Origin of the sequence: Kribbella jejuensis, from assembly GCF_006715085.1 — a bacterium.
GTDB classification, from domain to species: Bacteria; Actinomycetota; Actinomycetes; order Propionibacteriales; family Kribbellaceae; genus Kribbella; species Kribbella jejuensis.
On the sequence record NZ_VFMM01000004.1, the window covers coordinates 594,428 to 613,954 of the forward strand.

17 protein-coding genes are annotated in these 19,527 nt (G+C 68.2%); 9 read left to right on the forward strand and 8 right to left on the reverse strand.

Translation table 11 applies throughout. The annotated features are described in order from the left end of the window. Window positions 1-245: 245 nt before the first annotated feature. From FB475_RS37335 to FB475_RS35575, 5 genes are all read left to right on the forward strand, one after another. On the forward strand, window positions 246-1,289 hold the full coding sequence (locus tag FB475_RS37335; protein WP_238332670.1) for an adenosylcobinamide-GDP ribazoletransferase: 1,044 nt from the start codon (window positions 246-248) through the stop codon (window positions 1,287-1,289). A gap of 150 nt (window positions 1,290-1,439) precedes the next feature. Then, window positions 1,440-2,615: an ROK family transcriptional regulator gene (locus FB475_RS35560; RefSeq protein WP_141862749.1), complete on the forward strand. Its 1,176-nt coding sequence runs from the start codon at window positions 1,440-1,442 to the stop codon at window positions 2,613-2,615. An 80-nt stretch (window positions 2,616-2,695) separates the two neighbouring features. Next, on the forward strand, window positions 2,696-3,769 hold the full coding sequence (locus FB475_RS35565; protein ID WP_141862751.1) for an ABC transporter substrate-binding protein: 1,074 nt from the start codon (window positions 2,696-2,698) through the stop codon (window positions 3,767-3,769). 77 nt (window positions 3,770-3,846) lie between these two features. Next, window positions 3,847-4,656: an ATP-binding cassette domain-containing protein gene (locus tag FB475_RS35570; RefSeq protein WP_141862753.1), complete on the forward strand. Its 810-nt coding sequence runs from the start codon at window positions 3,847-3,849 to the stop codon at window positions 4,654-4,656. Continuing rightward, a complete protein-coding gene (locus FB475_RS35575; protein ID WP_141862755.1) occupies window positions 4,653-5,948 on the forward strand; it encodes a sugar ABC transporter permease in 1,296 nt (431 codons plus the stop codon). Before FB475_RS35570 ends, FB475_RS35575 begins: the two co-directional genes overlap by 4 nt. Here FB475_RS35575 and FB475_RS35580 read toward each other — a convergent pair. Together FB475_RS35580 and FB475_RS35585 are read right to left on the reverse strand one after the other, a co-directional pair. Continuing rightward, window positions 5,911-6,591 (reverse strand): response regulator, encoded by a 681-nt coding sequence (locus FB475_RS35580; RefSeq protein WP_141862757.1) that lies wholly within the window; start codon window positions 6,589-6,591, stop codon window positions 5,911-5,913. The two genes, FB475_RS35575 and FB475_RS35580, sit on opposite strands and share 38 nt — an antisense overlap. Next, window positions 6,588-8,612, reverse strand: a complete 2,025-nt coding sequence (locus tag FB475_RS35585) for a sensor histidine kinase (RefSeq protein ID WP_141862759.1) — start codon at window positions 8,610-8,612, stop codon at window positions 6,588-6,590. The genes FB475_RS35580 and FB475_RS35585 overlap by 4 nt, the downstream gene beginning before the upstream one ends. Window positions 8,613-8,751: 139 nt before the next feature. Here FB475_RS35585 and FB475_RS35590 point away from each other — a divergent pair, with 139 nt between their 5' ends. From FB475_RS35590 to FB475_RS35600, 4 genes are all read left to right on the forward strand, one after another. After that, on the forward strand, window positions 8,752-9,297 hold the full coding sequence (locus tag FB475_RS35590; protein ID WP_141862761.1) for a hypothetical protein: 546 nt from the start codon (window positions 8,752-8,754) through the stop codon (window positions 9,295-9,297). A gap of 15 nt (window positions 9,298-9,312) precedes the next feature. Then, a complete protein-coding gene (locus FB475_RS35595; protein WP_141862763.1) occupies window positions 9,313-10,335 on the forward strand; it encodes a low temperature requirement protein A in 1,023 nt (340 codons plus the stop codon). A gap of 77 nt (window positions 10,336-10,412) precedes the next feature. Next, on the forward strand, window positions 10,413-10,910 hold the full coding sequence (locus FB475_RS37980) for a helix-turn-helix domain-containing protein (protein ID WP_238332643.1): 498 nt from the start codon (window positions 10,413-10,415) through the stop codon (window positions 10,908-10,910). An 11-nt stretch (window positions 10,911-10,921) separates the two neighbouring features. Next, entirely contained in the window at window positions 10,922-11,761 is an 840-nt protein-coding gene (locus FB475_RS35600) for an IS3 family transposase (protein ID WP_238332644.1), read from the forward strand. 79 nt (window positions 11,762-11,840) lie between these two features. Here FB475_RS35600 and FB475_RS35605 read toward each other — a convergent pair whose 3' ends face one another. From FB475_RS35605 to gcvT, 6 genes are all read right to left on the reverse strand, one after another. Next, window positions 11,841-12,905: an ABC transporter ATP-binding protein gene (locus FB475_RS35605; RefSeq protein WP_141862765.1), complete on the reverse strand. Its 1,065-nt coding sequence runs from the start codon at window positions 12,903-12,905 to the stop codon at window positions 11,841-11,843. A gap of 22 nt (window positions 12,906-12,927) precedes the next feature. Beyond that, window positions 12,928-14,106 (reverse strand): ABC transporter ATP-binding protein, encoded by a 1,179-nt coding sequence (locus FB475_RS35610; RefSeq protein ID WP_238332645.1) that lies wholly within the window; start codon window positions 14,104-14,106, stop codon window positions 12,928-12,930. Further along, complete coding sequence (locus FB475_RS35615) at window positions 14,103-15,095, reverse strand: ABC transporter permease (RefSeq protein WP_141862767.1); 993 nt, start codon at window positions 15,093-15,095, stop codon at window positions 14,103-14,105. The genes FB475_RS35610 and FB475_RS35615 overlap by 4 nt, the downstream gene beginning before the upstream one ends. Before the next feature lie 98 nt (window positions 15,096-15,193). Next, entirely contained in the window at window positions 15,194-16,951 is a 1,758-nt protein-coding gene (locus FB475_RS35620) for an ABC transporter substrate-binding protein (protein WP_141862769.1), read from the reverse strand. 41 nt (window positions 16,952-16,992) lie between these two features. Further along, a complete protein-coding gene (locus tag FB475_RS35625) occupies window positions 16,993-18,000 on the reverse strand; it encodes an ABC transporter permease (RefSeq protein WP_141862771.1) in 1,008 nt (335 codons plus the stop codon). A gap of 352 nt (window positions 18,001-18,352) precedes the next feature. Continuing rightward, complete coding sequence (gene gcvT / locus FB475_RS35630) at window positions 18,353-19,453, reverse strand: glycine cleavage system aminomethyltransferase GcvT (protein ID WP_141862773.1); 1,101 nt, start codon at window positions 19,451-19,453, stop codon at window positions 18,353-18,355. Window positions 19,454-19,527: the final 74 nt, after the last annotated feature.

A 19,527-nucleotide genomic window follows, 5' to 3' on the forward strand; every position in this document is an offset into this window, starting at 1 on the left:
CCACGCCGGCGGCCGGCCGCCCGGCCGGTGAAGCAGCCGGCGCTGACCGGTCCGACGGTGACCAGCCCGCCGGCGGCCGCCCGGCTACCACCCCGCGCCCGCGGACCGCAGCCACCCCGCCCGTGCACACCGCAGCCAGCCCGCCCGTGCAGAGCGCCGCTACACCTCCCGCACAGAGCGCCGCTACACCTTCAGCGCGGGGGTCGTGGGTTGATGGGGTGCGGTTGGCGTTCGGGACGCTCACGGTGTTGCCCGCAGGGATTCCTCGGCGGGTGGATCGAGGGGTGGGTGGGCGCGCGATGGTGTTGGCGCCTTTGGTGGGGGTGGTGGTGGGCGGGGTTGCGGCGGCTGTGGTGGCACTGGCTCAGCTTGTGCGGCCCGACGCCGAGCTGCTCGCGGCGGTGCTCGGGGTGCTGGTGGTGGCAGGGCTGTCGGGCGGTCTGCACCTCGACGGACTGGCGGACTTTGCGGATGCGCTCGGTTCGCGGCGGGATCCGGAGACGATGTTGCGGATCATGAAGCAGAGCGACATCGGACCGTTCGGGGTGGTCGCGATCGTCGGCGTACTGCTCGTCGACGTCGCCGCGCTGACCGCCTGCGTACAGGCGGGCTTCGGCTGGCAGGCCATCCTGATCGCCACCGTCGCGAGCCGCCTCACCCTCCCCTGGTCCTGCCGTACGACGATCCCCGCCGCCCGCCCCGACGGCCTCGGCACCATCGTCGCCGCCACCGTCCGCCCCATCACCGCCACCTTCGCCACAGCCCTCGTCCTCGCCGCAACCACCGCCCTCACCTGGCAGCCCCACCAGGCCACCCAACACCAGGCCGTCCCCCACCAGACCGCCCAACACCAAGCCGTCCAACACGAACGCGTCGATTACCAAGTGGTCCGACACGATGCCGCCGGCGCCACACCCCCCACCCACCAGCACCTCAACACACCCACCTCGCCCCGCCCCACCGCCGCCACAGCCCCCACCCACCAGCACCTCAACACACCCACCTCGCTCCACCCCACCGCCGCCACAGCCCCCACCCACCAAGACCTCACACCCACCACCTGGCTCGAGCTCACCGACGCCGCAGCCCCCACCCGGCAGGACCTCAGCACACCCAACTGGCTTCACCTCAGCGGTGGCGCAGGCGCCGTGCTGTTGGCGGTTGCCATCAGTTTCCTCATCAGCCGGACAGCAACCAGGAAACTCGGCGGGACCACCGGTGATGTCCTCGGCGCGACGGTCGAACTGGCCCTTCCGGTAGCCCTTCTGAGCATCGCCCTGACCGTGTGAGCGCTCACCTCCACCGCCCCGCCACCACGGTGGTCTACTGTCGCCGATGGAACGATCAAGTGGGGTAGTGACGGCGAGGTTGCAGCTGATGTTTGTGGTTGACGACACGTGGGCGGCCGGGTACGCCCCGCGATCCGTTATCTTTATGTAATGAACGCAACCCGCCCGGCGCCCGGCTCGCAGACTTCGCTGCGCGAAGCCAACCGTGCGCGCGTTCTCAGCGTCGTCCGTCAGCACGGCCCGCTCACCCAGGTCGAGATCGCCGCCGCGTCCGGCCTGTCCGCCGCCACCGTGTCGAACATGGTCAAGGAGCTGGACCAAGCCGGCATGGTCGGCCTCTCCCGGAGCATCCGCAACGGCCGCCGCGCCGTACTCGTGTCGCTCGCCTCCGGTGGCGGCCTGCTCGCCGGTGTCGCGTTCGGAGAGCGCGACGTCCGGGTCGCGGTCGCCAACGGGTCTCGCGAGATCCTCGCCCAGCAACTCATGCCGCTGCAGGCCGACCACGTCGCCGACGAGGGCATGGAACGCGCGGCCCGGCTGCTCGCCGACCTGGCCGAGACGGTCAGCTCCGGCGTCGAAGACATCTCCGCGGTCGGTTTCGGCCTGCCGATGCCGGTGGACGCGATCAGCGGCGAGGCCGGGTCGGACGCCGTACTGCCCGGCTGGCGCGGCGTGAACGTCACCGAGGCGATGTCGGCGTACCTGCGCGCCCCGGTCGCGCTCGACAACACCGCCAACCTGGCCGCGCTCGGCGAACTCCGCGCCGGCGCGCTCCGCGGCGTCCGGAACGGCTGCTACCTGAAGTTCTCGTACGGCGTCGGCGCAGGGATCGTGATCGACGGCGAGGTGTTCCGCGGCTCGGCCGGTACGGCGGGTGAGATCGGCCACGTCACGATCGACGAGAACGGCCCGATCTGCCGCTGCGGCAATCGCGGCTGCCTGGACACGTTCGTCGGATCACGGGCGCTGATCAACAGCCTGGCCGCCTCCCACGGACCGCTGCGACTGAAGGACATCGTCACCCGCGCGCTGGCCGGCGACATCGGCTGCCGCCGGGTGATCGAGGACGCCGGCCGCCGGGTCGGTGTGGCCGTCGCAGGGGTGGTGAACCTGCTGAATCCGGAGGTGATCGTGGTCGGCGGCCTGATGGCCGAGGCCGGTGACCTCATCCTCGGCCCGCTCCGCGAGGCGCTCGACCGGTGCGCGATCCCGAGCGCCGCCGCGACCGTCGAACTGCGCCCGGCCGAGCTCGGAGACGCGGCCGACATCATCGGCGCGATCCACCGCGCGTCGGTACTGAGTCATACCAATATCTCCATTTCTTGAATTCAAGTCTTGACGACAAGACCGCGGAGAGCTTGACTTCGGGCAGGCCAATTGGGGCCTGCCTTGTCAAGGAGTTGCCTATGTCCGTCCCCGTTACCCGTCTCGTCGGTCTCGGCCTCGCCGTGTCGGCCCTTGCCGTCTCGCTGGTGGCCTGTGGGTCGAACGACTCCGGCAGCGGCTCAGGCAGCGCGAAGAAGATCGCGCTGTTGCTGCCCGAGTCCAAGACCACCCGGTACGAGGCGCTCGACCGTCCGCTGTTCACCGAGGCGCTGAAGGCCGCCTGCGCGAAGTGCGAGCTGATCTACAGCAACGCCGACCAGGACGCGTCGAAGCAACAACAGCAGGCCGAGGCCGCACTGACCCAGGGCGCGAACGTCCTGGTGCTCGACCCGGTCGACGGTAAGGCCGCCGCCGCGATCGCCGCGTCGGCGAAGGGCCAGAACGTACCGGTGGTCGCGTACGACCGGTTCATCGAGAACGCCAACTACTACGTGTCGTTCGAGAACGAGGCGGTCGGCAAGTTGCAGGCGCAGACGCTGGTCGACACGCTCAAGGCGGCCGGTAAGACGTCCGGCAACATCGCGATGATCAACGGCTCGCCCACCGACCCGAACGCGGCCGACTTCAAGAAGGGCGCGCACAGCGTGCTCGACTCGAGCGGCTTCAAGATCGCCGCCGAGTTCGACACCCCGGACTGGAGCCCGGACAAGGCGCAGGCCTGGATGGAAGGCCAGCTGAGCGCGATCAAGAACGGTCTGGTCGGGGTGTACGCCGCCAACGACGGCACCGCGGGCGGTGCGATCGCGGCGCTCAAGGGTGGTGGCGTCAAGCCGCTCCCGCCGGTCACCGGCCAGGACTCCGAACTCGCCGCGATCCAGCGGATCGTGTCCGGCGACCAGGCGATGACCATCTACAAGGCGGTCAAGCCGCAGGCCGAAGCCGCCGCCAAGGGCGCCGTGGCGCTGGCCAACGGAAACAAGCCGGAGTCCACCACCGACAAGAACGGTGTCCCGTCGACGATCCTCGACCCGGTCGCGGTGACCAAGGCGAACATCAAGGACACCGTTGTCAAGGACAACATCTACAAGATCTCGGACATCTGTACGGCAGCATTCGCGGCAGCCTGCGCCGCAGCCGGACTGTCGAACAACTGACCGCCCCCCGAGCTTGCCCCCGCAGTGAGGTGCGGGGGCAAGCTTAGGTCTACGTTTCAGTTCAGGAGGCTGATCGTGTGACTGTTACCCCCGCTCCCCCCGACGTCGGCGCCGGTACGGTGCTGTCGCTGCAGGGAATTTCCAAGCGGTTCGGCGCCGTCCAGGCCCTGAAGAACATCGAACTCGACGTCCGGGCCGGTGAAGTGCTCGCCCTGGTGGGCGACAACGGCGCCGGCAAGTCCACGCTGGTGAAGACGATCGCCGGCGTGTACACCGCCGACGACGGCACGATGGTCTTCGACGGCCGCCCGGTCCGGGTCGGCAGTCCGGCCGAGGCACAGCAGCTGGGCATCGCCACCGTGTTCCAGGACCTGGCGCTCTGCGACAACCTCGACGTGGTCGCGAACCTGTACCTCGGTCGCGAGCTCGAGAAGGCCGGCGCGCTGGACGAGGTCGAGATGGAACGCCAGTCCTGGGAACTGCTCCGGCAGCTGTCCGCGAAGATCCCGTCGGTGCGGATCCCGGTCGCCAGCCTGTCCGGCGGCCAGCGGCAGACCGTCGCGATCGCCCGCAGCCTGCTCGGCAAGCCCAAGGTCGTGATGCTCGACGAACCGACCGCGGCTCTCGGCGTCGCTCAGACCGCCGAGGTCCTCAACCTGGTCGAGCGGCTGCGCGAACGCGGCCTGGCCGTGATCCTGATCAGCCACAACATGGCCGACGTGATGGCGGTCGCCGACCGGGTCGCGGTACTGCGGCTCGGCCGGAACAACGGGGTCTTCGTCGTCAGCGAGACCCGGACGCAGGACATCATCGCGGCCATCACCGGCGCGGTCGACAACGCGGTCTCCGAGCGCGCCGCGCGCCGGAACCCAGAGGAGCCATCATGACCCTGCAGGACTCGGCCCAGGATCCGGCCCAGGATCCGGCCCTGGATTCGGCCCCGGATTCGGTGCAGCTGCCCGCGGATCTGCAGGACGAGCGGCTGATCGCCAGCCGCGGCCTGAGCGGCGCGGTCGGCGCGTTCACTTCCCGGCTGCGCTCCGGCGACCTCGGTTCGGTACCGGTGGTGATCGGGCTGATCATCATCTGGGTGGTCTTCCAGATCGCGAACAGCTCGTTCCTGTCCAGCCGCAACCTGGTCAACCTGACCCTGCAGACGACGTCGGTCGGGGTGATTGCCCTCGGCATCGTTCTGGTGCTGCTGCTCGGTGAGATCGACCTGTCGGTCGGTTCGGTCAGCGGTTTCGCCGGCGCGGTCGTCGGGGTCACGTTCGTCAACCAGGGCTGGCCGATCGTGCTGTCGTTGCTGGCCGGCGTCGTGCTGGGCATCGTGGTCGGTCTGTTCTACGGCCTGCTCTACACGCGGTTCGGCGTACCGAGCTTCGTGATCACGCTCGCCGGGTTGCTCGGGTTCCTCGGGCTGCAGTTGCTGGTGCTCGGCAAGGACGGCACGATCAACCTGCCGTACGACTCGCCGCTCGTCGGCTTCGCGACCCGCAGCTTCCTGTCTCCCGCGATCGCATATGGACTGGTCGCTCTGGTCGTCGTGGTCTACACCCTGACCAGGCTGCAGGGCCGGAGCGCTCGCGCCGCGGCGGGGCTGTCCGCGGCGCCGACGTCGTTCATCGCGGCGAAGGCGGCAGGCCTCGCTGTCGTACTGCTCGTCCCGGTTCTGGTCCTCAACGGCGACCGTGGCGTCTCGTCGATGTTCCTGCTGTTCCTCGCGCTGGTCGTGGTCACGGACCTGGCCGTACGACGGACCCGCTGGGGCCGCTCGGTCTTCGCCGTCGGCGGCAACGTCGAGGCGGCGCGCCGGGCCGGTATCAACGTCCGGATGATCTACCTGTCGGTGTTCGCGGCCTGTACGACGTTCGCAGCGGTCGGTGGCATCCTGGCGGCGGCCCGGCTGGTCGCGGTCAGCCAGTCGAGCGGCGGTACGGACACCAACCTGAACGCGATCGCGTCCGCCGTGATCGGCGGAACCAGCCTGTTCGGCGGCCGCGGTTCGGCGTACTCCGCACTGCTCGGCGCGCTGGTGATCACGTCGATCTCCAACGGGCTGGCGTTGCTGAGCCTGGACTCGAACGTCCGCTACATCGTCACGGCCGGCGTCCTGCTGATCGCCGTCACGATCGACTCCCTCAGCCGCCGAAGCCGCCAGGCCCACGGTCGCGCGTAGGGGCACTGCTGCCGAGAACACCACGAGCCAGCAGCGCGGCCTCGGTCCGGTTGGCGACGCCCAGCTTGCCGAAAACGACCGACAGGTTGTTGTTGACGGTCTTGGTGGTAAGCGCGAGGCGGCCGGCGATCGCGGTCGTCGACAATCCGCTTGCCAGCAATTCGACGATCTGCCGCTCCCGCGGCGTCAACCCGGCCAGCGGGTCGGGTGGCGCCGCGGACCGCCCGGCCAGTGCGTCGAGCACCGGCCGGGCGACACCCGATCCGAGGATCGCGTCGCCCGCGGCAACGGTCTCGATGGCGCGCACGATCTGTTGCTGCGACGCCCCTTTCAGCACGTACCCGGCAGCGCCGGCGCGGACCGCCGCCCGGACGGTCTCCTCGTCGTCGAGCATCGTCAGCATCAGCACGCCGACCGTCGGTGCGACGCGCGCGACCTCCTGCGCCGCGGTGACGCCGTCGCCACCGGGCATGTGGATGTCCATCACGAGCACGTCCGGTTTCAGCGTCACCGCCGCCCGGACGGCCTCCGGCCCGTTCGCCGCGACGCCCACGACGGAGATCCCGTCGACCGAGGCCAGCAGCACCTGCAGCCCGTCCCGGATCACCGGATGATCGTCCGCGAGCACCACCCGGATCGTCATCGCGCGGCCTCCACCGGCAGGCTGATCCGGACCTCGCCGCCGGTCGGAGCACCGGCCGCCTGCATCGTGCCGCCGAGCTCGGCCACCCGCTCGCGCATCGACGTCAGTCCGACGCCCGGGACCCACTGACCGTTGGTCGCCGGCCCGTCGTCGACGATCGCCAGCCGCAACTCCCCCGGCCCGCCGCTCATCCGGACCCGAGCGGTCCCGGCCAGCGAGTGCCGCGCGACGTTCGTCAGCGCCTCGGTGACCAGCCGGTACGCCGTGACCTCGACCGCGGCAGGCAACCCCTCCGGAACCTGCTCGGCCTCGACCGTCACCCGCAGCGGCGATCCGTCGCCGCGCCGATCGAGCAGCGCCGCGTGCCGCCGGACCGCCTCGACCAGGCCGACCTCGTCCAGCGTCGACGGATGCAACTGGTTGATCAGCCGCCGTACGTCGGCCATCGCGCCGTCGACGGTGCTCCGGATGTCCACGCCCAGCTCGCGGACCTGACCGTCGGCGAGGTTCACCACAGCGTCGGCCCGGAACCCGATCCCGGTCAGCGCCGGGCCGAGACCGTCGTGCAGATCCCGCCGCAACCGGCGGCGCTCCTCCTCGCGCGCCTCGACGATCTCCCGCCGGGACCGCTGCAGCGCGTCGGACATCGCCTGCGCCCGGAGCGCGACACCGAGGGGCGCCGCCATCAGCTCGAGGACGGCCCGATCCGCGGTACCCAGATGGCTTTCGCCCGCCCGGATACCGACCCGCAGTTCGCCGGCCCGCTCCCCGGCGTGCAGCAACGGTATCGACTCCAGTGCCGACGGCCGGATGCCGTACTCGCCCCGGATCACGCCGGCGTCATCGGTGAGTGCGGCGTACGGCAACCGCAGCGCGTGACAAACCGCAGGCAGTACGTCGGCCGGCTGCGACGCCCCGGCGAGCTGAGCCGCCACCGACCGCGCCGCGCGGACCGGATTCCCCCGATCGCCGTAGAACAGGTGGTCCACCAACCGCTGCAGCCGGACTCGCACCGGGTTGAACCCGACCGCGACGACGAGCGCCGCGAGGACTGCCGCGCCTGCGTTGAGCCGTGGCCGGAGCAGTCGGTCGGTCACCTCCACCATCCCGACGTACGTGCCGGCGACGGCGGCCGTCAGCACCAGATAAGTCACGGTCCGGGACCAGACGAGCCGGATGTCGAGCAACTGGTACCGCAGCACCGCCACCGTCATGGCCAGCGGAATCAGCGCCACCAGCGTCATCAGGATGATCGGATAGCCGATCAGCTCCACCGGCCCAGGCAGCCGTGACGACGCGATCACGGCCGCCATGACCGTTGCTGCCAGCAACAACCAGAGCAGCTGCCGGCGGGCCTGCTCGGTGCCACGCCGGTAGCGGACCACGAGCCCGGCGAGCGCGGCCAGCAGCGTCGCGGCGAGCGCGACGTCGGACACGGCCTGCAGACCGACCTGCCCGTCCAAGGGTGGGATCCGCAGCCAGGACACGGCCCGGTCCCGCGCCTCCGGCCCGAGTTGGTGCACCGCGGCCAACGGATTGCGGTCCGCACTGAACAGCAGCACCTGCAGCGGTCCGTTGACCAGGGCAACGGCCATCGCCACGCGCCACTTCCGGCCCGGGAGCTCTCCGTCCGGGAAGAGCAGCAACGCAAGCGGGATGCACAGGGCTACCGACCACGGCCACAGGCCCGAGTACAAGGTCGCGGGCCACCGTGCCGACCCGGTTCCCTCCAGCGCGCGGATCAGCCAGGGAGTGACGGCCGGCGTACCGGTCTGGGCGACACCGGCTCCGAGCAACAGCCAGCCCAGCGGGTGGCCCGGCCGGTGCCAGGCGATCAGGCCACCGGACACCGCACAGCTGACACCGACCGCCAGGTTCGGGATCAGGTAACTGTCCCGCGCCGCCGCGAAGCTCATGCCGGTCAGTACCGCGCCGACGACTGCGGCGGTCGCCTCCAGCAGGACAAGGCAGAGCGCGATCCGTACCCACGTCCTGCGATCGGTGCCCATCTCCACGCCCATGTCCACATGGTGGGCCGTGGAACGTCCCGGTGTCTCTAGGCAGATCTCCCGGATCACCCGGGCACGCGCCCCTGCCGGTCCAGGTTCGGCGGTACTGAATCTGGAGGCACTCACAACTGCTCTCCATCAGGGGGATCCGATGAACACCACTGCAACCGCCGTCCGGAGCACACCCCGCCCACTCGGCTGGACAACCGTCGTCGGCGGACTCGGCGTCACCGCGGCGGGGATTGTGGCGGCGGTCGACGCGAGCGTCGCCGACAGCGTGTGGTTCGGCTTCGCCGGCGCGAGCGTCCTGCTCAGCACCGCCGGCGTGGTCGGGCTGCATCGCGCGGCGTCCGACGTACCGGTGGCCCGCACGGCGCTCGGTGCGGCCGCTGTCACGATGACGTTGTTCGGGCTCGCGCACTTCTACGCGGTCGTCGACCAGGACCGGGCGATTCCGTTCTTCAGCGCGTTCATGCTGCTGTCGGCGCTCGGTCTGGTGGTCGCGGGTGTCGCGCTCGTCCGCGCCCGTCGCTGGCGTCCCACCGTCAGGGCGTTGCCGTTGGTGACCGGCCTCTGGCCGCTGACGATCCCGATCGGCCTGGCGATCGGCGACGTACCGCATTTCCTCGCGATCGCGATCTGGGGCCTCTGCTGGACGGCGATCGGCCGGATCCTGCTCGCCGGTGACCTTCGCTGATGCATGATGTCCGCCATGGCAGGCAGCAGGCGTGTCCGGGCGGTGGGGACCAGCGCGGACCAGTCGGTGACGACGCTGGAGCTGTTCTTCGATCTGGTCTTCGTGTTCGCGTTGACGCAGCTCACCGAGCTGATGGCGCACGACCTCAGTTGGCGCGGGGTCGTTCGGGGTGCGTTCCTGCTCGGACTGCTGTGGTGGAGCTGGGCGGCGTACTCGTGGGTCTGCAACATCGCCAAGGCCGACGAGGGCGCCGTTCGCACCGTGCTGCTGGGCGCGATGGCCGCGATGTTCGTGATCGCGCTGGCGGTTCCGGAAGCGTTCGACGACCTGCCCGGCGGGCTGTCCGGTCCGGTGGTGATCGCGATCGCGTACTTCGTCCTCCGCGCAATTCACCTGGTCCTGCTCTGGCTGATTGCCGAGGGCGACCAGGTGTTGCGCCGTACGATCGCGTTCTTCGCCATCGGCAAGGTCGGCGCGGCCGCGCTGCTGCTGGTCGCCTCGCAGTACCACGGAATCACCCAGACCCTGCTCTGGGCCGGCGCACTCGCTGCGGACTACGTCTCGACGTACTTGGTCGACGCCCGCGGCTGGCGGTTCAACTCGCCCGCGCACTGGGCCGAGCGGCACGGTCTGATCATCATCATCGCGCTCGGCGAGTCGATCGTGGAGATCGGTGTCGGCGTCACCGCCCTGCCGATCTCCTGGCCGATCCTGGCGGCGTCACTGCCCGGCATCGTTCTGCTCGCCCTCGGCCTCAAGAAGATCCTCGAGTACGTCGGCGAGGACCTCGCCCGCCCGCTCCACGGCATCGGCCTGTTCGCGCTGTACGTCGGTACGGCGCTCTACCTCGCCGGCCTCGCCGCCTTCAAACGCCGCGCAATCCACCACTGGAGCCTCCCCCGGCTGATCACAGCGGCTGTCCTGCTGGTCGCCGTACCCCTGGTCCGCGGCGTACCTGCCCTCGCCCAGCTCCTGGTACTGACTGTTGCACTGACCGCTCTCGTGATCACCGAGTCCCGGACAAGCTCACGGGTATGAGAAAGCCCCCGTCGTCGTTGAACCGCTCCCCAGAAGTTGGACTGAGAAATTCAGTTCTGATTCTGGGGAGCGTTCGTATGGATGGACGTAGTTCGTTGTCGGTGGGGCAACGTGAGCGGGCGGTAGCGTGGTTCGAGGAGGGCTTGGGGTATCGCTCGGTGGCGGGGCTGCTGGGTGTGGCAGTCTGGCCGGTCAAGCGGCTGTATCGCCGCTGGCAGGTCTGGGGCAGAGGAGCGCTGGTGACCAAGCCGACGAAGCGCTCGTACTCGTTCGAGTTCAAGCTGGCTGTGGTGAAGAGGTTCCTGGCTGGCGAGTCGGCGACGGTACTGGCGGCCGAGTACGAGCTGTCGGCGCCGGAGTTGGTGAAGACGTGGGCGCGGACCTATCGGCGCGAGGGTGCTGACGGGCTGCGGCCGAAGCCGAAGGGCCGGCCACCGAAGGCCGCCAAGGATCCTGACGCGCCGGTCCGGCCGGAGTCGGAGTTGGAGCAGCTTCGCCGCGAGGTCGAGCGGTTGCGGGCTGAGAACGCCTATCTGGGAAAAGTACGGGCCTTGAGGGATCAAGAACGGCGGTGAAGGTGGCCGCTGTGATCGCCCTCAAGGCTGAACATCGTCTGGACTTGCTGCTGCAGATCGCCGGGCTGGCCCGGTCCACGTTCTTCTACCACCAGGCCCGCCTGGCTCGACCGGATCCGCGGGCCGAGTTGAAGACCGCGATCACGGCCGTGTTCGAGAACAGCCACCGCCGCTACGGGCACCGGCGCGTCCACGCCGTACTGACCCGGCAGGGCTGGCGAGTGGCGAAGAAGACCGTCCTGAAGCTGATGCGCCGACTCGGACTCCACTGCCCAGTACGACGCAAGAAGCGCTACAACTCCCACCGCGGCGAGACCGGAAGAACTGCCCCGAACCTGCTGAACCGGGACTTCACCGCGACCGCCCCGAACCAGAAATGGGTCACCGACGTCACCGAGTTCAGGGTCGGGGACCGCAAGCTCTACCTGTCGCCGGTGATGGATCTGTTCGACCACCAGATCATCGCCTACACGATCGGCAACTCCCCGAACCTGGCCCTGACCAACAACTCGCTCCGCGAGGCCGTCGCGACCCTGGAACCCGGCCAGGCGCCGCTGGTGCACTCCGACCAAGGCTTCCAATACCAGCACCCCACCTGGCAGCGGCTGCTCGCCGACGCCGGCGCGACCCAATCGATGTCCCGCAAAGCCAACTGCTACGACAACGCCGTCATCGAGAACTGGTTCGGGCACCTCAAAGAAGAACTCTTCAACCACAACCGATACGCCTCCGTCGACGCGCTGGCCGAAGCACTGCACAACTACGTCGGCTGGTACAACAACCACCGCATCTCCACACAACTCGAGGGCCTGAGCCCGGTGCACTACCGGACCCAGACCCTCGCAGCCTAGAAACCCCTCTATAACCTCTTACTTAACCAGTCCAACTTTCCGGGACCAGTTCATCGTTGACGGGGGCTTTCTGCGTGGGTTACGCGGTGGCGGCGGTCAGGTCGACCTTTGGCTCCGCGAAGTGGCAGGCGGCCGTGTGACCCTGGCTGGACTGCGGCTTGATCTCCAGCAGCGGTTCCTGGGTGGCGCAGATGTCCTCCGCCTTCCAGCACCGGGTCCGGAACCGGCAGCCGCTCGGCGGGTCGATCGGCGAGGGTACGTCGCCGACCAGCCGGATCCGCTCCTTCGGCGGGACACCGCGGATCGTGCCGAGGTCCGGCGCCGCGGACAGCAGCGCCTGGGTGTACGGGTGCTGCGGCGCGTTGTAGATCTGGTCCCGGCTGCCCTGCTCGACGATCTTGCCGAGGTACATCACCGCGACCTCGTCACAGAAATGCCGGACCACGCCGAGGTCGTGCGCGATGAACACGAACGCGATGCCGAGGTCCCGGCGCAGGTCCTCGAGCAGGTTCATCACCTGCGCCTGGATCGACACGTCCAGCGCGGACACCGGCTCGTCGGCGATGATCACCTCGGGCTCCACCGCGAGCGCCCGGGCGATGCCGATCCGCTGGCGCTGGCCGCCGGAGAACTCGTTCGGGTACCGGTTGTGGTGCTCCGGGTTCAGGCCGACCCGCTCGAGCAGCTCCTGGACGCGGGCGAGCTCCTTGCCCTTCTTGACCAGGTTGTGCACCCGCAGCGGCGTACTGATGATGTTGCTGACCGTCTGCCGCGGGTTCAGCGAGCTGTACGGGTCCTGGAACACGATCTGCAGCTGCCGGCGGAACGGGCGCAGGTCCCGCTCCTTCAGCTGCGCGATGTCGGTGCCCTTGAACAGGATCTGGCCGGACGTCGGCGTCAGCAGCCGGGTGATCATCCGGCCGGTGGTCGACTTACCGCAGCCGGACTCACCGACCAGGCCCAAGCTGCCACTCTGCTTCAGATCGAAGCTGACGCCGTCGACGGCCTGCACGACCTTCTTGGTCCGGCCGAGGCCGGCGGCTTCCTTGATCGGGAAGTGCATCTTCAGGTCGCGGACCTGGAGCAGGGTCTCGCCCTTGGCGGCCGGCTTCCCGACCACGTCGGAAACGGTTGCGTCACTCATTGTTGTCTCCTCAGTCCCCTCGTCAGCCCAGTCTCGGCGCGACCTCGGTCTCGTACACCGAGACCTTGTCGTGCAGGTGACAACGGGACGTGTGGGCACCGGCGCCGTCCACCGGCAGCAGTTCCGGCAGTTGCGTCGTACAGAGCTCGCCGCTGACGCGGTCCTTGTACGGGCAGCGCGGGTTGAACGCGCAGCCGTCGGGCAGGTTCAGCAGGCTCGGCGGCAGGCCCTTGATCGGGCGCAGCCGCTCGTTCGCGGCGGAGACGGTCGGGATCGACTCGAGCAGGCCCCAGGTGTACGGCATCCGCGGGTTCGCCAGTACGTCCTCGGCGGTGCCGTACTCGACGCAGCGCCCGGCGTACATCACCAGGACGTCGTCGGCCATCTCGGCGACCACACCCAGGTCGTGGGTGATCAGCACGATCGCGGAGCCGAACTCCTTCTGCAGGTTGTTCAGCAGGTCCAGGATCTGCGCCTGCACCGTGACGTCGAGCGCGGTGGTCGGCTCGTCGGCGATCACCAGCTTCGGGTCGTTGATCAGGCTCATCGCGATCATCGCGCGCTGCCGCATACCGCCGGAGAATTCGTGCGGGTACTGGTTGAACCGGCGCGACGGGTTCGGAATACCGACCAGGTCGAGCATCTCCAGCGCGCGCTTCTTCGCGGCGTCCTTGGAGACCTTGTGGTGCACCCGGTACGCCTCGGTCAGCTGGTTGCCGATCGTGTACAGCGGGTGCAGCGACGACTGCGGGTCCTGGAAGACCATCGACACCGCGTCGCCGCGGATCTTCATCAGGTCGTTCTCGCTCAGGCCGACGATCTCGTCGCCGCCGAGCCGGATCGACCCGGTGATCCGGGTCCGCTTGCGGTCGTGCAGGCCCATCACGGCCATACTCGACACCGACTTGCCGGACCCGGACTCGCCGACGATCGCCAGCGTCCGGCCGAGCGGGACCGAGTAGCTCAGCCCGTTCACCGCGCTGACCAGCCCGTCCGCGGTCGGGAACTTCACGGCCAGGTCCTCGACCACCAGGTACGGCGTCTCGCCACTGGGGTTGATCGACGCCTGGCGGCGCTCCCGGGTGGCGACCGACGGACCACGCTTGGCGGTGGTGGCGGCCTCCGGGGCAGCGGCATCACTGTCGGCCATGCTGTCCTTCCGGTCCTCGGGGTTGCGATCTTGCGGCGCGGGAGTGCTCATGCCAGCCTCACCCGCGGGTCGATCAGGCTGTAGCCGACGTCCACCAGCAGGTTCAGCACCACGATCAGCACGGAAGCGACCAGTACGGTGCCCATGATCACCGGCAGGTCGTAGTTGTTCAAGCTGTCCAGGACCAGCTGGCCGAGGCCGGGCAGGTCGAAGATCCGCTCGGTGAAGATCGCGCCGCCGAGGCTGGTGGCAACGTCCAGGCCGAAGATCGTCACGACCGGGATCAGGCCGGACCGGAGAGCGTGCTTGTAGGTGACCACCCGGTCGGACAGGCCCTTGGCCCGCGCGGTCCGGATGAAGTCCTCACTCAGTGTCTCGACCATGGAGCCACGGGAGTAGCGCGCATAGGAGACACAGTTGTAGATGCCGAGCACCAGCCACGGTGTCAGCATGCCGGCTATCCATTTGCCGGGATTCTCCGAGGGTGGTGTCCACTCACCTCTTGGAAGGATGGGATACAGCACGGTCAGGTACAGCGCGACCATCAGCGCGACGATGTAGTAGGGCACCGAACTGATCACCAGCGTGCTGGTCATCAGCGCCCGGTCGCCCAGCGTCCCGCGTCTCTTGGCCGCCATCGATCCGACGAACACGCCGATGGTGAGGACGAGTACGGCGTACCCGACCACCAGCGACAGTGTCACCGGGAACCGGCTCTTGATCATGTCCGTGACCGGCCGGTCGTTCTTGAACGAGAAGCCGAGGCAGGGCGCCGCGCAGTGCTGCTTGACACCCGAGGTCGTGAAGTCACGACCGACGAAGATTCCCGCGGTGTACTCCGCGAACTGCTGCACCTTCGGCCGGTCGAGATGCAGGTTGGTCCGGATCTCCTGGTACCGCTGCGCAGTGCAGTTGCGGTCACCACAGATCGCACCCGCCGGGTCGGTCGGCGCGACGAAGAACAACGTGAAGGTCGCGATCAAGGTAGCGAGCACGACACTCAGCGCGCTGACCAGGCGGCGCGCCACGAAATAGAGCACGGGATTGTCTCCTCACCGACCGGTCTGGTGCCCGGGCTTGTGGCCCGGGCACCAGACAGGCGTTCAGTGGATCACTACTGCTTCAGAACGGGCGTGGATCAGGGCTGCTTCAGGTACAGCGAGGTGAACTCGGGCAGACCCTGTGTCGGGTCGTTGATCGCGTGCCCGATGTTCTTGCCGACCGGGAAGTTGCTCTGGCTGTAGTACAGCGGGAGCACCGGGAGGTACTTCTCCAGGATGTCCTTGTCGACGTTCTTCCATTCCTTCAGCTGCTCGTCCGGCGCCTTCGCGGTGACGGCGTCGATCTCGGCGTCCAGCGCCTTGTCCTGGAGCTGGCCAACGCTGTTGCCCAGGGCAATCGCGTCGGAGCGGAACAGGACCGGGAACCAGCTGGTGCCACTCGGCCAGTCGGAGCACCAACCGGTCGGGGTCTTGCCGATGTTCACCGGAGCGTTCTGGTCACCGGTGAAGGTACGGATCTTGGCCTTCGGGACACCGATCGCCCGGACCTTGAAGCCTGCCTTCTCGAACATCTGCTTGCGGAACTGCGTGACCTGCGTGGAGATCTTGTCGTCGATCGAGTAGTACCAGCTGAGCTCGAAGTTCGACTTGCCCAGCTTGGCCAGCTCGGACTTGACCTCGGCGGCGACCGCGTCGTCCTCGGCGCCCTTACCGGTACCGTTCAGACCCGGCAGCTCGTACTTCTCGAAGCCCGGGACGGCCGGCGGCAGGATCGTCGAGGCCGGCGGGTCGTCGTTCGGGTTCAGGCCGGCCACCTTGCGCCAACCGTCGTACGGGTGCGCCTTGGCGATCAGCTTGCGGACCTCCAGCGGGATCTTCCGGGTGTCCATCGTGTACATGATCGTGCACGGCGACGGGCCCTTGATCAGCTGCGACTGGTCCTTGACCTCGGGCAGCAGCGAGACGTCCAGGTTGCTGTAGTTCAGCGCGTCGGCGTCCGGGCCGGAGCTCGCGAGCACCTGGCGCTGGGCCTTGATCAGGTCCTGGCTGAACTTGAAGTCGAAGCCGTCGACGTACTGGTGCCGCACCGGGTCGCTGTTCGCGTCCCAGTTCGGGTTCTTGACCAGCTTCAGCTCGCTGCCCGGCTGGTACGACGACAGCATGTACGGGCCGGTCGCCATCGGGTGCTGCTCGTAGTTCTTCTGGGTGTCCTTCGCCTGCGGGATCGGCGTGAACATCGGGAACGCCGCGTAGTAGGGCAGGTCGTCGAACTTCTTCGCCAGGTGGATGACCAGCGTGTGGTCGTCCGGCGTCTCGACACCCTTGTAGTCCGCGCCACCGGCGGCGTACGGGCCCTTGTACTTCTCGCCGTCCAGGAAGAACTGCATCTGGTACGTCGGTCCGGCGTCGTACAGGTCGTGCGCGAAGGAGCGCTTGATCGCGTACGCGTAGTCGGCAGCCTTGACCGGCGTGCCGTCCATGTACTTGATGCCCTGCTTCAGCTTGAAGGTCCAGGTGAGACCGTCGGCCGACTTGGTACCGAGGTCCTCGGCCAGGTCCGGCACCAGGACCGGCTTGTGGTCGGGGCCGTCCAGCCGGTACTGGGTCAGCGACCGGAACATCAGCTTCGCGATCTGGTTACCGTCGGTGTAGTAGATCGCGGTCGGGTCGAAGGTGTCCGGCGTCACGTCCGAGAGGACCGTGATCGTGCCGCCCTTCTTCGCGCCGTCGACATCCGGGGCCGGGCCCTTCGCAGTGGGGTCGGTCGCCTTGACCTGCGCACCCCCCAAGTTGCCGCTGTCGCCCTTGCTACCGCTGTTCGAGGACGGGCTGCCACAGGCCACGGCGGCCAGCATGACCGTCGCCGCGACTGCGGTTATCCGTTTCCACTGCATGGTCGGGTTTCTCCTTTTCTGCCGCTGGGGCAATCGCCGAACTACCGGCGAGTCTTGGGGTCGAAGGCGTCCCGGACCGCGTCTCCGAGCAGGGCCAGCGCGAGCACCAGAGCGGTGATGCCGACCACTGGCAGCCAGAGGTAGAGCGGGTCTGCCTTGAACCAGTTCGTGGCGACGGAGATCGTCTGACCCCACGAGGGGATCGGTTCGACCAGTCCGACACCGAGGAAGGAAAGACCGGCCTCCGCGGTCACGTACGACGGAACCGCGAGCGAGGCCGAGATGACGATCGGCGCGACCAGGTTCGGCAGCAGTTCCTTGAACAGGACCTGCCGGGTCGGCACACCGATCGCCTTGGCGGCGAGCACGAACTCGCGCTCGCGCAGGGACAGCACCTCACCCCGGATGATCCGGGCCAGGCCGGCCCAGCCGAAGAAGGACAGCACGAAGATCAGTACGTAGAACCTGATCGACGCCTGCTGGTTCGGGGTCAGGTTGAACGAACCGCCGCGCATCGACTCCACGATCGGCACCAGCGCGATCGCGAACAGCAGGAACGGCAGGCTCAGGACGAAGTCGATGATCCAGGAGATGACCCGGTCGGTCCAGCCGCCGAGGAAGCCGGCCAGCAGGCCCATCACGACGCCGATCGCGGTACCGACCACGGTCGCCAGGAACGCGATGATCAGCGACGGGCGGGCGCCGTACACCCAGCGCGCGAAGTTGTCCCGGCCGGTCTTCGGCTCGACACCGAGCCAGTGCGCACCGTTCACACCGATCGTCGGGTAACCGAACTCGTCGACCAGGTCGGTGTGGAAGGTGCTGTAGTCCTGGCCCTCGAGCTTGGCCAGCAGCGGCGCCAGGATCGCGATCAGGATGAAGAACAGCACGATCGCCGCGCAGATCATCGCGACCCGGTCCTTGCGCAACCGGTCGAACGCGATCCGGCTCGGCGACTTGCCATGCGGAGTGGCGGCCGTGCGGACCGGCTCCGCCGAGGCCGGGTGTTCTTCGACCCCTACGGTCGAGTCTGGCGACCCAATACTCATTCGCACTCCGTCAGTTCGTCGGCCGGATTTCGGTCCGTTGATCCGGCACTCATCGGTGGATAACGTGCCGAGCCTTTGCTTTGCGGTCGGGTGGCGTCAAATCCCCTTGACAGGGCGCTTCCCCCACAACCGCGCGCTAGCCTGCCTGACACTGTGACACCAAACCAGCGGTGCCCGGCACCAGTGCACAAATCGTTACCGGAACGGGTACTCGAACGGAACATTTGCCCCAAATCGTCACTCTGGGCAGTCAAATCTTCGCATTCCGCGTCGGCACAGCACCGACAGTGGCCATTTTGTGCCAGGTTTTCACACATTGTGACGAAATGACCTCATCGGCAACAGAACGCGTCTAGCGCACGTGAACCGTCACGAAAGGCGGTTTCACGACGTCGAAGAGTTCCTGACGGCCGCGGATGTCGACGGTCACCTGGTCGCCCTCCTTGACCGCCGCATCGAGCAGCGCGAGCGCCACGCCCTTCTTCAGGGTCGGCGAGAAGGTGCCGGACGTCACTTCGCCGATCCCGGTGCCGGATTGGTCGGCAACTGTCATATGCGGCCGGGGAATGCCACGGCCGACTGCACGGAGCCCGCGGAGGATCCGGGACGGGCCGGCTTCCTTCTCGGCGCGCAGGGCGGCGTCGCCCCAGAAGTGGTCCTTCTTCCAGCCGACGGCCCAGCCCGAGCGGGCCTGGACGGGCGTGATGTCCGGCGAGATGTCCTGGCCGTGCAGCGGGTAGCCCATCTCGGTCCGGAGCGTGTCCCGGGCGCCCAGCCCGGCGGGGACGATGCCGTACTGCTCACCGGCCTTCAGCAACGCATCGAACACCGGCAGCGCGGCCGCGTTCGGTACGACGAGCTCGTAGCCGCGCTCGCCCGTGTAACCGGTTCGGCAGACGACAACCGGCGTACCGCCGAAGTCGGCCGTCGCGAAGGCCATGTAGTCGTGGCCGATCGGGAGACCGATCGCGGCGACCACCTCGTCGCTGTTCGCGCCCTGGACCGCGAGGATCGCGTAGTCGTCGTGGACGTTGGTGACCTCTACACCGTCCGGTGCCTCCGCCTGCAGCAGCCGGACCACCTCAGCGGTATTGGCGGCGTTCGGGATCAGGAACACGTCGTCGTCGGCGTGCAGGTACGCGATCAGGTCGTCGACCACTCCCCCGCGCTCGTTGCAGCACAGCGTGTACTGCGCCTGCCCGGGGGCGATCTTGCCGAGATCGTTGGTCAGGCAAGCGTTCACGTATGCCGCGGCGCCCGGGCCCTTGACGGTGGCCTTGCCGAGGTGGCTGACGTCGAAGACGCCGACCGACGTACGGACCGCGGTGTGCTCGGCCACGACGCCGCTGTACTCCAGGGGCATCTCCCAGCCGCCGAACTCGGCGAACTTCGCACCGAGGGCCAGATGGCGCTCGTGCAACGGGGACTTCTTCAGATCCGACGACTCTGTCATGCAGCGGAACTTACCGGACGCGTAGCATGCGGAGGCAGCTTGCACGTACCGTCACGACCGGCCATCTGAGTGCC